Origin of the sequence: Collinsella aerofaciens (assembly GCF_015557435.1) — a bacterium.
GTDB lineage: Bacteria > Actinomycetota > Coriobacteriia > Coriobacteriales > Coriobacteriaceae > Collinsella > Collinsella aerofaciens_Z.
Map to the genome: position 1 here is coordinate 1 of NZ_JADNOH010000053.1, position 14,931 is coordinate 14,931.

The following is a 14,931-nucleotide window of genomic DNA, read 5'->3' on the forward strand; positions in this document are numbered from 1 at the left end:
CCGCCGAAGTTGAAAGGCAGATTGCCGCTCTGGCGGGCTTGCAGCGTCGGCCGGTCCGCCGTTCGGTAGAACGGCGGAACCGATTACATAAGCTCGCAGACAGCCGCCGCGAAGGCAACGGGGTCCTCGGGGAGGATACCCTCGACCAGCAGGGCCTGATCGTAGAGCAGGCCGGAGTACTGCTTGATCTTGTCGGCGTCACCTGCCTTCTGGGCAGCGACAAGCTTGTCAAAGACCGGGTGCTTGGCGTTGAGCTCGAGCACGCGCTGGCTCTTGGGCATGCCGTCGGGCGCGCCCTCGGGCCCCTTCTGGAGCACCTTCTCCATCTCGAGCGAAAGCGGACCCTCGGTGGTGATGCAAGCGGGGGCATCGGTCAGGCGCGCGGAGACGGCAACTTTCTCGACCTTGTCACCGAGCGCCTCCTTCATAGCGCTAAAGAGGTCCTCGTTTTCCTTGGTGGCGTCCTCGGCCTCCTTCTTCTCGTCCTCGGTCGCCAGATCAAGATCGCCAGTCGCAACGTTCTTGAGCTCCAGGTGACGATCCTCGACCTCGGGCTCGGCACCGTCGGCAACGGCCTTTTCGGCAGCCTCGCGGGCGGCGTCGTCCTCGTAGATCTTGGACATATCGGCGGCAACGTACTCACGCATAGCCTGGAACGTGAACTCATCCACATCCTGCGTCAGCAACAGCACGTCATAGCCGCGCTCGAGCACGCCCTTTACCACGGGCATCTTGGCCAAGCGCTCACGCGAGTCGCCGGCGGCGTAGTAGATGGCCTTCTGATCCTCGGGCATGCCCTTGGCATACTCGGCCAGGGTAATCATCTTCTGCTCCTTGGCAGACCAGAACAGTAGCAGGTCGGCGAGCTCATCGGCCTTCATGCCATAGCTCGAGTAGATGCCGTACTTAAGGCCGCGGCCAAAGTTCTCAAAGAACTTCTCGTATGCCTCGCGGTCGTTGTCGCGCATGTCCTCAAGATCGGCAGTGATCTTCTTCTCGACACGCTTGGCAATGGCCTTGAGCTGACGGTTCTGTTGCAGCGTCTCACGCGAGATGTTGAGCGTCACGTCGGCAGAGTCCACGACACCGCGCACAAAGTTGTAGTAGTCGGGCAGCAGGTCGTCGCACTTCTCCATAATCAGAACGTTGGAGCTGTAGAGCGCCAGGCCCTTCTCGTAGTCCTTGCTGTACAGATCGAACGGGGCGCGACCCGGCACAAACAGCAGCGCATCGTACTCAAGCGTACCCTCGGCATGGAAGCTGATAGTGCGCGCGGGATCGTCAAAGTCGTGGAACGTGGACTTGTAGAACTCGTTGTAATCCTTCTGCTCAACGTCGGAGCTGCGCTTTTTCCAGATCGGCGTCATGGAGTTGATGGTCTCGAGCTCCTGGTAGTCCTCGTACTCGGGCTTGTAGTCGTCGCCGGCGTCCTCGGGCTTGGGTTTCTGGCGGCTCTTGGACACCATCATCTGGATCGGGTAACGCACATAGTTGCTGTACTGCTGAATCAGGCTCTTGAGGCCCCACTCGGTCAGGAAGCGATCGTAGGTCTCGGCCTCGCCGTCGGCGTCGAGCTTCTCGTTCTCGCGCAGCGTCAGGATGACATCGGTGCCGTGCTCGGCGCGCTCGCCGTCTTCGATGGTGTAACCCTCAAGACCATCAGACTCCCACACGTGAGCGGTGTCCTCGCCATAGGCGCGGCTGACAACCTTTACGTGGCTGGCAACCATAAAGGCAGAGTAGAAGCCCACGCCAAACTGGCCGATGATGTCGACATCGGAGCCCTGCTGCTCGGCGTTCTCGGTCTTAAACTCCTCGGAGCCGGAATGGGCGATGGTGCCCAGATTGCGCTCGAGCTCCTCGGCGGTCATGCCAATGCCGTTATCCGAGATGGTAATGGTGCGGGCGTCTTTATCAAAGGAAACGCGAATAGCCAGGTCGCCCTGGTCGAGCTTGACGCTCGGGTCCTGCAGGCTCTTAAAGTTGAGCTTGTCGACGGCGTCGCTCGCGTTAGAGATAAGCTCGCGCAGGAAGATTTCCTTATTGGTGTAGATGGAGTTGATCATGAGGTCGAGCAGTTTTTTGCTCTCGGTCTTAAATTGACGCATGTGCAGTCCTTTCGCGCTACCCCCGTCCGCAAAAACGGCCCGGTTGCCCGAGCCGCATCGCAGACCTGCTATGTTCAGACTTAGATTTTATAACCCATTAGCGCGCATATATACATACGGAATCGAAAAACTGTATGTCCAAACGCTCTGATGCGCCAATTGCCAAGGAGTGTCCCCGACTGCCGGCAGGAAAGGAACGTCCCTATCTGCCATCTACGCGCTTGGCCATCCAAGCATGGGGCTGGCCCTCGTCTTCGTAGTCCACCGGGGCAATCTGCGTGTAGTCCGCCTTGGCATAGAGCGGCAGCACGTATTCCTGCGCATGCAGCTTAATGAGCTTGGCGCCGGCATCACGCGCGCACGTATCACTGGCCTCGACAATCTTGCTCGCCAGACCGAGACGGCGCATGCTCGGCAGCACAGCCACGCGCCCCATAATGTAGGTCTCCCCCGCCGCGACGCCTTCGTCCAAGTCGCACGCCGGCGACACCGGAGCCTCTGCGTCAGCCGCGCGCTCAAGCTCTTCGGGAAACACGCGCGAGCAACCGGCAAGCTCACCGTCTACATAGAGCGTCACATGGATGCAGTTCGGATCCTCGTCGATAGCGTCGAACTCATTCTCGTAGCCCTGCTCGTCCATAAAAACGACGCGGCGCACCAACGCCGCGTCATCAAAGCATCCCGTCTTAAGTTGGATATCCATGGCTGCCCTTTCATTCAATGCGAACGTTAGGGACAGATTTTAGCGAAAATGAGCTCCGCGCACGCTAAACTTCGCGCGAGCCTTCGCCAGGCAGTCGTAATGACCCACATTATGGGCATCGCTCGCGATGAAGCTGTACAGGTTCTGATCGAACAGGCGCTGTGCCGGCTTTTTCTCGCGACCAAAGCGACCGCCGGCAATAAAGTCCGCCGAAGCCTGCAGCTTGCAGCCCATATCGACCAGGCGCTCCGCCACGCTTACATCCTTTTGAACCGCACGATAGCGCTCAGGATGAGCGATGATCACCTGGTAGCCACGGCACTGTAAATCGTAAATCGTGTTCTCGTACTCTCTAAACGCATACGCATCGGCATGCGTCGAAAGCTCGAGCAGAAACTCGTTGGTCCCATCGAAATGCAGGTGCTCCGCGGCATCGATACCAAGCTCAATGAGCTTTCGATGGTTGACCTCGAAGCCCATCTGGAGCGGAAAACCGTCAGCGTTATCGCGCAGCAGCTCAAAGGCATCCCACATCTTGTCGTAATCAAAATAGGGATCACGGCAGTGAGGAGTGCAAACGATTCTGGTTACACCGGCCCGCTTGGCAGCCTCGAGCATCGCCAAGCTCTCTTCGAGATCGGCGGCGCCGTCGTCTACACCCGGCAAGATATGGCAATGAATGTCACGCATAGGTCGGCCTTAATCAACTAAACGTTTGCTCGGTTGGTGAAGATGCCCTTTTTGGAAGTGCCCTGATCGCCGGAGCCCTTCTTAACCTTCTTACCGTCCTTGGTGTAGTAAGAATAGTAGTACTCACTGGTCTCGGTCTCACAGTAATTCATGACAGTACCGATGAGCTTGACCTTCTCGGACTTCTTAAGCTGGGCGATAGCGTTGAGCGCCTCCTCGCGCTTGGTAAAGTCCTCGCGCACCACGAACAGCGTGCCGTCGGTCAGGCTGGCAATCTCGGCAGCATCGATGAAGGTGCCGACCGGAGGAGCATCGAAGATGACGTACTGGAACTTAGCAGACAGTGCCTTGACCAACTTGGAAAAGCGATGGGAGACGATGATGTCGGCAGGATTGGGAATGTGTGGCTCGGCATCGAGGAAGTAGAAGTTCTTCTGACCCGTCTCGACAATTGCCTGGTCAATGGAAATCTGCTCGGAAAGGACCGCATAGAGTCCGCCGCGCGAACGAACGCCGAGCATATCGGAAAGGGACCTGCGGCGCATATCGGCCTCGACCAGGAGCACGGACTTGCCGCTCGTGGCGATTGCCTGAGCAAGGTTAATGGAAACCGTAGACTTGCCCTCGTTGGGAATCGAGGAGGTAACGGTGATGGTACGAATGGGGTCGTCCACGCTCGCAAAGCGGATGTTGGCCAGAAGGGTCTTGGCGGCATTCTGTACAACGAGCTTATCGGTGTTCTTTGCCTTAGCCATGCCTATTTACCACCTTTCATAGCCGGAATTCGGCCAACAACGGGAATACCCAGGAGCTCTTCTGCCTCTTCGGCACCGCGGATGCGGGTATTGAGCATGTCTGCCAAAACGACATAGGCAACTGCGATAAAGATACCGGCGAGGAACGCGACGGCAATATACAGCGTGCGCTTGGGGCCACTGGGGGCTTCGGGGGTCTTAGCCTCGTCGATAACGTTGATGCTCTGGGCAGCGCCGACGTTCTGAGCGACCGTACTCGCCGAGCTGGCAATGGCCTTTGCGACCTCAGCCGTCTCCTTGGCATCGGTGCCGGTAACCGAAAGCGTAATGACACGCGTGGTGGTCTCGGAGGAAACAGACACCTTGTAGTCATCCAGATCGGTGAGGCCCAGTTCATTGGCGGCGCCGCTCTTAACGCTATCGCTATCCAGCAGCGTGGCGATATCGTTGGAAAGCATCTGGCTCGCCGAGAGATCGTTGTAGCTCATCTGACCGTTATCGTCGGTCTTGGCGAGAATGTACATGCTCGTCGTCGCAGTATAGGTGTTGTCCATCGCAACGAAGGACACGATGCCCATGGCGATCGCGCAGACCACCGGAAGGGTGATGACCAGCTTAAGGTGCTTTTTGAGCAGCTGGAACAGTTCGAGAAGGGTCATGCAGCTTGCCTTTCATTTCCCCAGTTCGGATTGACAAAACTGTCCGTATGTTATCGCATCTTTTTACCGAGACCAAACTCTATACATAAGAAACAGGCTCTTCTGTAAAAATGTCGGAAGCAATCGTAAAATTGCACAACAACGCCGCACCCGAAAGTCAAATGCGGCGTCTACATCAATATCTATGTTGTATCGCTATGCGAATGGCTCGTCCTGCTGTATGGGAAACGTCACCGTAATGGTGGTTCCCACGCCCAACTCACTCGACAGATCGAGCGCGGCGTGATGATACAGGGCCGCATGCTTGACAATGGCAAGCCCCAGGCCGGTTCCGCCGCGTGCCTTGGACCTACTCTTGTCCACGCGATAGAACCGCTCAAATACCTTGCCCTGTTCTTCAGGCGCGATACCGATTCCCGTGTCGGCGACAGCGAGGAACGGATAGCCTTCGTCGTTGGTGCCGCACTGCAGCGTAACCGTACCGCCGGGCCGATTGTAGCGGATGGCGTTGCTTGCCAGATTATAGATGAGCTCGTCAATCAGGCGCGACACGCCTTCGATGACCACAGGCTTGGTCTCATGACTTATCGTCACATTCGCCTGACGGGCAACCTGTTCAAGGCGCTGCTCAACCGCGTAGATCGCACGCGAGAGCTCAATAGGCTCCGTGGACCCAATGGGCACTGCCTCGCCTTCAGTTGCACGTTCGGCCTCGTCCAAGTTAGACAGCGTAAGGATGTCGTTGACAAGCGCTGACAAGCGGCCCGCCTCACGATAGATGCGACCGCCAAAGTTGCGCAGGTCGTCCTCGCCCTCGACCATGCCATTTGCGATGAGCTCGGCATAGCCCGAAATCGCCGTAAGCGGCGTCTTGAGCTCATGGGTGATATTCGCCGTGAACTCGCGGCGCATACGGTCGTTATCCGCTAGCACCGCCATTTGGCGCTTGAGTTCCTGGCGCTGCGACTCGATACGCTCAAGCATGGGGACCATCTCGGCATAGGCGTGCTCATAGCTACGGCGTGGGTGATCCAAATCCACCTCTTGCAACGGCGCGATGATGGCACGGGACTCACGGCGCGCCATAAAAAACGAGAGTACTGCACCCGCTGCTGCGATAAGCAGCATCGGCGCCAGCATCGACAGCAAAATCGCCGCAACGCCAGGCTGGGCCTGCGCCAAGCGAACGACCTGGCCGTTATCAAGGGTGACAGCGCGATACAGCATAATCTCGTCGAGTGTAGAGCTTGCGCGCTCCGCGGAACCCGAACCACTCTCAAAGGCCTCGATGACCTCGGGGCGATCGCCATGGTTGGGCAGTGTGGAAGGCGACGCCTCGTTGTCGTAGGCAACAGATCCGTCCTTATTGATCAGCGTGATACGAAGATCCTCGCGATCGAGGCTTCGCAAGAACGGAATGGGCTCCTGCTGCTCGTCGAGGGCGGCAGCAATGAGCTCAGTTTCCTGCGCCAGATTGGCACTCGTGGCATCCGCCAAAGTGTTTTGCACAAAGAACGCGCCCAGCACCGTAAACGCCACGATAACCGCCATGGCGCAGACAAAGATCGTCACAAAAACGCGGTGCGACAGCGTATGTTTTCCCTGGGGGGCGAAGACCACGGGTTACTCCTCCGATGCGGTGGCCGCGGTGTCGTCGCCTTCGGCACCATCACCGGCAGAAGGCTCGGCCAAGCGGTAACCCACGCCGCGCACGGTCTCGATGGCGCTGGCATGCTCGCCCAGTTTTTGGCGAAGCGTCTGCACATGCACGTCGACGGTGCGCGAACCGCCGTCGAAGTCCCAGCCCCACACGCTCTGCAGCAACGACTCGCGGGTAAAGACCACGCCGGGCTTGCGCATGAGGTACTCGAGCAGGTCGAACTCGCGCAGGGTGAGCTTAAGCGGCTCGCCGGCAACGGTCACCTCGCGATGGCTGGGCGAGAGCACGATGTCGCCCACGCTGAGCACATCGCTCGCCTGCTTGACCATGCCGCCGCGACGCAGCAGTGCGCGGCAGCGGCTCGCAAGCTCCATGAGCGAAAACGGCTTAGTCAGGTAATCGTCGGCACCGCCATCGAGCGCCATCACCTTGTCGAGTTCGGTGTCCTTGGCGGTAAGCATCATGATGGGCACCGTCGCCGTCAGGCGATCGGCACGCAGGCGACGCATAATCGCCAAGCCATCGGTGTCGGGCAGCATGATATCGAGCAGCACAGCATCGGGCACCCGTCGTGCCACGGCAGCTTTAAACTCGCCATCACACGAAAAGCCCTCGGCCTCGATTCCCTGCTTGCGCAGCGCGTAGACTGTCAAATCCCTGATGTTGTCATCGTCCTCGACGTAATAGATCATGTTGAACCCCTTTGCGGCCGATATGACCGCATCTTAACCCTAAAGGCACCTGTAAAAGACAGCGTCAGCCAAAACGCCCCGTCAAATAATCCGCGGTGCGCGGATCGGACGGATTCTTGAAGAGTTGCGCGGTGGGCGCGTGCTCCACCAGCTCACCCAGCAAAAAGAACGCAACCGAATCGGAAATACGCGCGGCCTGCTGCATGTTGTGCGTCACGACCACCAGCGTGCAGGTCTCCTTGAGCTCGCAGGCCAGCTGCTCCACCACCAACGTCGACACAGGGTCGAGTGCCGAGGTCGGCTCGTCCATCAGCAGAATGTCGGGCTGCACGGCAAGTGCGCGGGCGATGCACAGGCGCTGCTGCTGTCCACCCGAAAGACCCAGGCCTGACTCTTTGAGCTTGTCCTTGACCTCGTCCCACAGGGCAGCGCGACGCAGGGAGTCCTCGACCAGCTCATCAAGCACGGCGCGGTCGCGCACACCCATACCGCGAGGACCGTAGGCGACGTTGTCGTAGATGCTCATGGGAAATGGGTTGGGGCGTTGGAACACCATGCCCACGCGCTGGCGCAAACGGCAGATGTCGCAATCGCCCAGGATATCTTGACCATCGAGCGCAATCTTGCCCTCGATGCGGCAATCCTTGATGCCGTCGTTCATGCGGTTAAAGCAGCGCAGCAACGTGGACTTTCCGCAGCCCGAAGGCCCGATGAACGAAGTGATCTGCTTGTCGCGGATCTTGATATTCACGTCCTTGAGCGCATGGTGATCGCCATAGAACAGGTCGAGGCCCTCGACGTCGATGCGCGTCGGCGAGGCGGCAAGATCCTCTGCCGTGGGGCGAGTCGCATCCCCAACCTCGCGCTCATGCGCGGCCTCGGCCTGCGCTTCCATGAGTTCTTCAAGCTCCGTGGGCTCCACAGCCGCAGCAGCCGTCATACCGCACACCTCCATATCGATATCAATTCAGCAGTATCGATAGTAGGAATCGCGGCTCATACGCACGTGAGCACATTGTCAAGTGTTTGTAAGGGCACACTGGCTATGCGGCGGGCAGCTCGATGGTGAATATCGTGTGTTCGGGCGTCGATTCACATGCAACGGTACCGCCGTGTGCCGCGATGATCTCCTTGGCAATAGCAAGGCCCAGGCCGGCACCACCGCGATTGGTCGCACGCGCCGCATCCAGGCGATAGAACTTCTCAAAGATCACCTTGAGCTTAGCCGCAGGGATAGGATCGCCCTGATTGATAAAGCGCACGCGCACACCGCCATCGTCTTGGCGCCTGGCCTCAATCGTGATAGTCGAGCCCTCATAGCTATAGGCGACGGCGTTTTTCATGATGTTGTTGAACACGCGGGCCATCTTGTCGCCATCCACGAGCACCGTCAGGTCCTCGCGAATATCAACCTGGGCTTCCTTATGCTGCTCGTTGAGGATGGGATAGAACTCGTCAGCCACCTGAGCCAGCAGCAACCCCAGATCAACATAGCCGCGCGTGAGCACGATATCGTGGAAGTCAAAGCGCGTGATATCGAAGAACTCTTCGATGAGCGCATCGAGCCGGTGCGCCTTGTCGAGCGCCACGCCCGTAAAGTGCGCACGTTGCTCAACCGGCAGCTCAGGAGCCTCTTGAAGCAGCGAAAGATAGCCCACCACACTGGCAAGCGGGGTGCGTAGGTCATGTGCCAAGTACGTGACCAGATCGTCCTTGCGATGAGACTCGTCACGCAAGGCCTGTTGCACCTTGCGCTCGCGATCGCGCACACGGTTGAGTGCGCCCTCGACCTCCAGGAAGTCGCCGTCGATGTTGTCCCAGGTGTCGGGGTGATCGATCAGGCGATCTTGAATACGAGCGGCCAGCACACAATCGGCATGCTGCTCGCCCTGCTCATAGCCCTGGTAGTACAGGGCGCGGCCGCAAAAGAACAGCACGCACACGGCAAGCGCTAGCACAAAGCCAAGCATGTTGAATACAAAGCCGGCATCGAACAGCACCGGCCCTTCGATGCCGCCGAGTGCCATGGCGCCAATCGCCAACGTCATGGCCCACGCGGCACCGCCAATCACCACGCAGCGGCGTACGATTTCAAATCGATCGATCAGCAAAAAGCCGACAAGCAGCACCGCCAAGATTCCAGCGATGTTATCGATGCCAATCAGCAGCAGGCTCAGCAAAAAGAGCAGCACCGTTGCAAGCGCGCGGTTGTCGACGACCGACCTCACGTATTCAAAGAGTCGATCGGGCACCTCGAATGCCTGCCTATCGTCTTTTGTCATATCCACTTCCCCACCATCAAAGGCGTTATTCGATTATGTAGCCGACGCCCCAGACGTTTTTGATAAAGCGCGGCTTTTGAGCGTCGTCACCGATCTTTTCGCGCAGGTGGCGAATGTGCACCATCACCGTATTGTTGGAGCCGGGCATAAAATCCTCGTTCCACACCGCGCGGAACAGATCCTCCACGGCCACCACACTGCCGCGATGCTCGACCAGATACAGCAAGATGGAATACTCGATGGGCGTGAGGCGCACCGGCGCACCGTCCACCATTACGGAACGAGCATCGCGGTTGATCTCCAGGCCGTCGAGCTGGATGGTCGGCGACTCGGCCACCTGCGCGCGGCTACCGTAGCTGGTGTAGCGACGAAGCTGAGCATGCACGCGCGCGATGAGCTCAAGCGGACGGAACGGCTTAACCACGTAATCGTCCGCGCCAAGCGAAAGGCCCTCGATCTTGTCTTGCTGGGCATCGCGCGCCGTCAGCATGATCACGGGATAGGTATGGCTGGAACGGATCGTACGCAGCAACTCAAGCCCATCGATATCGGGCAGCATGACATCCAGCAGCGCAAGATCGAACTCCTGCTCCAAGATTGCCTTGGCAGCATCGGCCCCGCTATAGGCGACCTGTACGTCAAAGCCTTCTTTTGTAAGGTAGATACCAACCAAGTCGGCGATGGCCTTTTCGTCATCAACTACCAAAATGCGCTCGTTCATGCGTGCTCCTCTCGCGCTCCATTATGCCCGAGGGGGCGCATGCCACACACAACAAGCGTGGGTGATTAAGTCGGCCTTAAGCACCCTTGTGCCCGTTCGGGCGCGGATGTGGGCCACGCACGCACGCGATGATCGCCGACACCGGCAAACGATATACTCTAGTTCCAGAAGAGACCATCCCGTCGAAAGCGAAATCTGTGAAGTCCCTCACCTCTTTTGCAAAGCGCTCAGCTCAGCTTGCCGCCGGCTTTGTCTGCGCTATCGCCCTTGCCGCTGGCGTGCCCACCGTCGCCGGCGCCCAAGTACTCACGACCGACAATGTTTGCGGCAAAACCGCCGATGCGCGCGGCATCACGGCCGAAAATCTGCCCGATATCGATGCGACCAATGCGCTCGTCATGGGCAAAGACGGCACCGTCTACTATGGGCGCGGCGCCGATGAGCAGGTTAAAATCGCCTCGATCACCAAGGTCATGACCGCAATCCTAACCGTCGAGAATTGCAAGATGGACGAGAAGGTCACGGTGAGCAACGCCGCAGCCACCGTGGGTAATTCGACCGCCGGCTTGCTCGAAGGCGACGAGCTTACCGTGGAGCAGGCACTGCGCGGCCTGATGATTCCCTCGGGCAACGACGCCGCCGTCGTGCTCGCCGAATATGTGGGCAAGAAGATCGACCCTAAGACCAAAGACGCCGAGGCAACCTTTGTGAAGGCCATGAACGAGCGCGCTAAGAAGCTCGGCTGCACCGGTACGCTTTTTGAAAACCCGCATGGTCTGGACTTTGATGAGTGGGCTGGCGATATGCACTCAACCGCACACGACGTAGCGCTGATGATGCAGGAGGCCATGAAAAACGACACGGTCCGCGAGGTCGTAGCGAGCGAGGATTCCTGGATCGAGGTCACGGGCGCCGACGGCACCGACCATTCGCATTCCATGGACACGCACAACGTTTTGCTCGGTCAGGACGGAAACATTGGCGGCAAGACCGGCACCACCGACGACGCGGGCTACTGCTTTACGAGCGCCTACAACCGCGACGGCGACGAGATCTACACTGTTATTTTGAACTCCACCACCACCGACCAGCGCTTTACCGATACCGCCAGCCTTGCCAACTGGTACTACGGCCACAAGGTGACGGTCGCAATCGCCAACACGCAGGAAAAGACCGCCAACGGCAACCCGCTTATGGCGCGCATTGGCCAAACCGACTGGACGGATAAGACGATCGACGCCACACTCGCCGATCCTACGGCGCAAGCGACCGTGTTTTCCCTTGCCGGCGAGGTGACCGAAAAGGTTAGCTACGACGATCTTTCGGGCACGGTGCATGTGGGCGACAAGGTGGGCAGCGTCACGCTCAAGCAGGACGGCACCAAGATCGCCGTCATGGACCTAGTTGCCGACGAGGAAGCCGCAGGGCCGAATCCCATTGAATGGCTACTCGTGAAGCTCGATCGCTTGGGCCGTCGCATCGACAACCGCCCACTCACGGCAGAAAGCGAGACCGTCGCCAAGGCGCCCGAGGTGTAGGGCGCAAGAATAATAAGTCCACTGAAAGGAGGCGTCCGAAAGGATGCCCCCTTTTTTGAGGTTCGAATCCCCAGCCGCCATTCTTGATAATAAAAAGGGCCCCAAATGGGACCCTTCTTCAAATTCGTACTGGCGGAGAGCTGGGGATGTCCGGGCATGCTGCGCATGCCCTCCGGCTTCAAAGCCTGGCGGCTTTTCGCCCACGGGCTACAAACGCTTTCGCGTTTGCTTAACGCCCGTGCCCTCTCGGGTTCGAATCCCCAGCCTCCTTTCTCCACACAAAAAAGGGCCCCAAATGGGACCCTTCTTTCAAGTCATACTGGCGGAGAGCTGGGGATTCGAACCCCAGATGCCCTTTTGGGGCATACTCGCTTAGCAGGCGAGCACCTTCGGCCTCTCGGTCAGCTCTCCGTAACAGCTGTTCTATAGTAACCAAACAGCCAAGGATGGGCAAGAGGAAATTTTCTAATTGCCTAGCATCCGTTCCTCCTTGGAAGCTTCGCCTACCCCAGCGAGCGGTTGAGGGAGCCGAGCTCGTCGTTGCCCATGGTGCGCCACATTTGGAAGATGCAACCGCGTGCCAGGAAAAAGAACCCGTTGTCGACCAGTTGCACAGCGGCATCTGCCAGTTGATTCGTCACGGCGGACACTGGCGGCAGCTCGAGTCCAGCCTTGTGGATGGTCTCGACCGCTTCCTCGAACGTCGGAGGCTCGCTGACACCCATCTCGTTCATAAGGCCCTGCATTTCTTCCAGCGCGCTGCTGCCCGACTCCTCGCCGCGCGGCACCAGACGGTAACAAGCCAGTGCCAGGTCGAGCTGATCGCAATTCCAATAGGCAAACGCCAAGCGATAGAACAGGTAGCCGATTGCAGAACGATCGCTGGCAATGCGCAAGCCGTGGCGCGCCACCTCGATAATCTCGTCAAAGCGCTCCAGACGCGCAAGTACGTTGATGAGCGCAAAGTGCGACTGCATGGACGAGCGCGCCAGATCGTAAAGATGGCGCACCTCGGGCAGTGCTCGTTCAAAGTCCTCTTGCTCGGCGTAAAAGCTGCAGATCTCGTGCTGGGCAAAGTACAGCGCATCGGGCGCACGAAGGATTCGCACAGAGCGGTCTTCTTCCAACACCGGTAGCACCATGCGCACCAGCTGGTTATCGCAAAACTGCGTTTGAACCGGACCTGTCGCCAAAAGCTCGGCGACGGCGCACTTAGCCTCCAACTCCTCAACAAGACGGGAAAAGCCTTCAAAAGCACCTGTACGGTCGACTTTTGCCTGCTCGCGCAATTCAACAACACGGGCCACGTATGGGTCGTCGTCCTCTTCCATGACCTCCAACTCGTCAGCCGTATCGGCAAGCAGCAAATCGCGCAGCGCCGGCGGCAGCGTGCGATGGTCATCACGCGGACGAGCATGAACCTCCGCCGGTTCAATCGTCTCCGGAGCGGTTGACTCATACGCCTCAAGCACACGCTTGCACGGCATATCGTCCATGTCCATGCTCTCAAGATCCTTGGCGACAGGCACGCAATCGGCCAGATAGGCCGCGCGCCCAAAGAAATACGTTGCGACAACGCGCTCGCCCTGCTCACTGTCGGGAGCAGCAATCTGCACATAGCAGCGCGTGATGCAGGTGCCCGCGGCAAAACACGCTGCCGCAAGCGTGAGTGCCACACGCGCATCGTGCTCCGCGGCCCAGACCGCGCGTGTGTCCTCGTCCAGCTCGCGCCAGGCGTCATCTTGAGCATCGTATTCACGTTGCGGCATGGCATCCACGACAGACTGCCCAAACCGAACGAGCATAATCCCCTCGGCAACGTTTGCCCGATAGGTATAGTCGAGCCGTGTGACCACGTTAAGCGCCTCGACGATACGCGCGAAGCGGGTACGCACATCCCACTCACCGCCCGGCTGGCAAGCCACCGTACCCGGTTTGCCCCACGGGTTATCGCTCGAGGCCGTATCGAGCAGTCGGGGAACATCGTTGGTCGTCTTGGCGATATGCCACGCATCAAAGAGCGCGCAGCCCTCAAGGCTCGGCGAGGATGCCGCAGGGACCAATCCGGCCCCGATGCGCTCAAGGATACCGGAGAGGCGGTTGAGACGGCACTCGATGGCAAGCAGCATGTCAATCTCGTCCTGGTCCAGCAGGCTGCGATCAAAATTGAGATAGAAAAGCTTTGAGCGATCGATGCGAGCCAGGCTCATCTCGGACTTAGCGGCGATGGTGCGCAAGCGAGGCAAGTCAATTTCACTCATAAGGGCGGCGGCATAGCGCTCGATACCGCTCGGATTCTCGGCATGGTCAACGCGGTAGAGCAGCGTCTCGATAGCGTCAGGTAGCGGTGTCGTGTTAAAGCCCAAAAACACCTCGACCGGCTCGGGCAGCTTTACGAGCTTGATCTTGTCGACATCGTTTTGCATACCCTCGTCGAGTCCGTCGGCGTCCGCCGTGCTCGCAATGGTATTTTCGGAGTCAGCGAATATCACGTAGCGCAGGAACATCGATGCCATGAACTCACCGTAAGGAAGGGAGCGGGTCGAATTCCATGTCTCGTGATCGGACTGTTCGCGCATGGGACCTTCGGGAGAGCCGACGGTTCGCGCGCACGCGCGCATCGTGCCGTTTGCTCCCCTCACCATAATCTCACCAATACCGGAGTCCGACTCGTCAAGGACCAGTTCCATGTCGGGATCGTTGGGCAGCGGAGCCTCGCTGACGGGGCGGTCCACCTTGTACACCTCACCCGAAACGCTTACGTAGCCCAAAAGCGACACATGGCTTTTGCCAACGAATTCGACGACATAACAAGATTCATGCTGATCCTCGCCAAAGAGTTTCCAGACCACGCCATATGAGCGTCCCGCAGGCTGCTCGGGCATCGCCGGAAAGCGCTTCTTGGGATCGAGAAACCTGAGCTTGTATGTCGGACGCTCTGCCACGAAATATCACCCTGATCGGTCGCTTGAGAAGGAGTGGTCGCGAATAAGTCGCGACATCTACTCGGAATCTTACACGAGTCGACAGGAAATCGTCCCTTTGGACAAAAGCACTCAAGCTGGCGCAAAAGAAAAGCCCCCGTTGCCGGGAGCTTTAATCTCAAATGGTGCGGCGTATAGG

Annotated in this window: 12 protein-coding genes and 1 tRNA gene; 1 reads left to right on the plus strand and 12 read right to left on the minus strand. The window is 58.7% G+C overall.

Going from position 1 to position 14,931, the window contains the following annotated elements; translation table 11 throughout:
* Positions 1-83 precede the first annotated feature (83 nt).
* The 10 genes from htpG to I2G43_RS05055 form a co-directional block, all read right to left on the minus strand.
* The gene (gene htpG, locus I2G43_RS05010; RefSeq protein WP_195535325.1) at positions 84-2,108 is read right to left on the minus strand and encodes a molecular chaperone HtpG; all 2,025 of its coding nucleotides are present in this window, start codon (positions 2,106-2,108) and stop codon (positions 84-86) included.
* A 202-nt stretch (positions 2,109-2,310) separates the two neighbouring features.
* Entirely contained in the window at positions 2,311-2,811 is a 501-nt protein-coding gene (locus I2G43_RS05015) for a GNAT family N-acetyltransferase (protein WP_195535326.1), read from the minus strand.
* 39 nt (positions 2,812-2,850) lie between these two features.
* On the minus strand, positions 2,851-3,501 hold the full coding sequence (locus I2G43_RS05020; RefSeq protein WP_195535327.1) for a tyrosine-protein phosphatase: 651 nt from the start codon (positions 3,499-3,501) through the stop codon (positions 2,851-2,853).
* A gap of 17 nt (positions 3,502-3,518) precedes the next feature.
* Entirely contained in the window at positions 3,519-4,256 is a 738-nt protein-coding gene (locus I2G43_RS05025; protein WP_195535328.1) for a CpsD/CapB family tyrosine-protein kinase, read from the minus strand.
* A 2-nt stretch (positions 4,257-4,258) separates the two neighbouring features.
* Entirely contained in the window at positions 4,259-4,915 is a 657-nt protein-coding gene (locus I2G43_RS05030) for a YveK family protein (protein WP_195535329.1), read from the minus strand.
* Between the two features lie 195 nt (positions 4,916-5,110).
* Positions 5,111-6,535, minus strand: a complete 1,425-nt coding sequence (locus I2G43_RS05035) for a sensor histidine kinase (protein WP_324249500.1) — start codon at positions 6,533-6,535, stop codon at positions 5,111-5,113.
* A 3-nt stretch (positions 6,536-6,538) separates the two neighbouring features.
* Positions 6,539-7,267: a response regulator transcription factor gene (locus tag I2G43_RS05040; protein WP_089572665.1), complete on the minus strand. Its 729-nt coding sequence runs from the start codon at positions 7,265-7,267 to the stop codon at positions 6,539-6,541.
* A gap of 64 nt (positions 7,268-7,331) precedes the next feature.
* Positions 7,332-8,207 (minus strand): phosphate ABC transporter ATP-binding protein PstB, encoded by an 876-nt coding sequence (gene pstB, locus I2G43_RS05045; RefSeq protein ID WP_192934545.1) that lies wholly within the window; start codon positions 8,205-8,207, stop codon positions 7,332-7,334.
* Between the two features lie 103 nt (positions 8,208-8,310).
* The gene (locus I2G43_RS05050) at positions 8,311-9,549 is read right to left on the minus strand and encodes a sensor histidine kinase (protein WP_117647938.1); all 1,239 of its coding nucleotides are present in this window, start codon (positions 9,547-9,549) and stop codon (positions 8,311-8,313) included.
* 25 nt (positions 9,550-9,574) lie between these two features.
* Entirely contained in the window at positions 9,575-10,270 is a 696-nt protein-coding gene (locus tag I2G43_RS05055; RefSeq protein ID WP_195535330.1) for a response regulator transcription factor, read from the minus strand.
* A 197-nt stretch (positions 10,271-10,467) separates the two neighbouring features.
* Between I2G43_RS05055 and I2G43_RS05060 the strand changes: the two genes are divergently transcribed.
* Positions 10,468-11,808 carry a D-alanyl-D-alanine carboxypeptidase family protein gene (locus I2G43_RS05060; RefSeq protein WP_195535331.1) on the plus strand — a complete coding sequence of 447 codons (1,341 nt, stop codon included), beginning with the start codon at positions 10,468-10,470 and terminating at the stop codon, positions 11,806-11,808.
* A gap of 320 nt (positions 11,809-12,128) precedes the next feature.
* Here the strand turns inward: I2G43_RS05060 and I2G43_RS05065 are convergent.
* Both I2G43_RS05065 and I2G43_RS05070 read right to left on the minus strand, forming a co-directional pair.
* Positions 12,129-12,219: transfer RNA gene (locus tag I2G43_RS05065), tRNA-Ser, on the minus strand.
* Between the two features lie 92 nt (positions 12,220-12,311).
* The gene (locus I2G43_RS05070; protein WP_195535332.1) at positions 12,312-14,753 is read right to left on the minus strand and encodes a tetratricopeptide repeat protein; all 2,442 of its coding nucleotides are present in this window, start codon (positions 14,751-14,753) and stop codon (positions 12,312-12,314) included.
* Between the last annotated feature and the right edge of the window lie 178 nt (positions 14,754-14,931).

Coding starts and splice junctions, on each gene's coding strand:
- htpG (WP_195535325.1), bottom strand. CDS start 2,108: ATGCGTCAATTTAAGACCGAGAGCAAAAAACTGCTCGACCTCATGATC.
- I2G43_RS05015 (WP_195535326.1), bottom strand. CDS start 2,811: ATGGATATCCAACTTAAGACGGGATGCTTTGATGACGCGGCGTTGGTG.
- I2G43_RS05020 (WP_195535327.1), bottom strand. CDS start 3,501: ATGCGTGACATTCATTGCCATATCTTGCCGGGTGTAGACGACGGCGCC.
- I2G43_RS05025 (WP_195535328.1), bottom strand. CDS start 4,256: ATGGCTAAGGCAAAGAACACCGATAAGCTCGTTGTACAGAATGCCGCC.
- I2G43_RS05030 (WP_195535329.1), bottom strand. CDS start 4,915: ATGACCCTTCTCGAACTGTTCCAGCTGCTCAAAAAGCACCTTAAGCTG.
- I2G43_RS05040 (WP_089572665.1), bottom strand. CDS start 7,267: ATGATCTATTACGTCGAGGACGATGACAACATCAGGGATTTGACAGTC.
- pstB (WP_192934545.1), bottom strand. CDS start 8,207: ATGACGGCTGCTGCGGCTGTGGAGCCCACGGAGCTTGAAGAACTCATG.
- I2G43_RS05050 (WP_117647938.1), bottom strand. CDS start 9,549: ATGACAAAAGACGATAGGCAGGCATTCGAGGTGCCCGATCGACTCTTT.
- I2G43_RS05055 (WP_195535330.1), bottom strand. CDS start 10,270: ATGAACGAGCGCATTTTGGTAGTTGATGACGAAAAGGCCATCGCCGAC.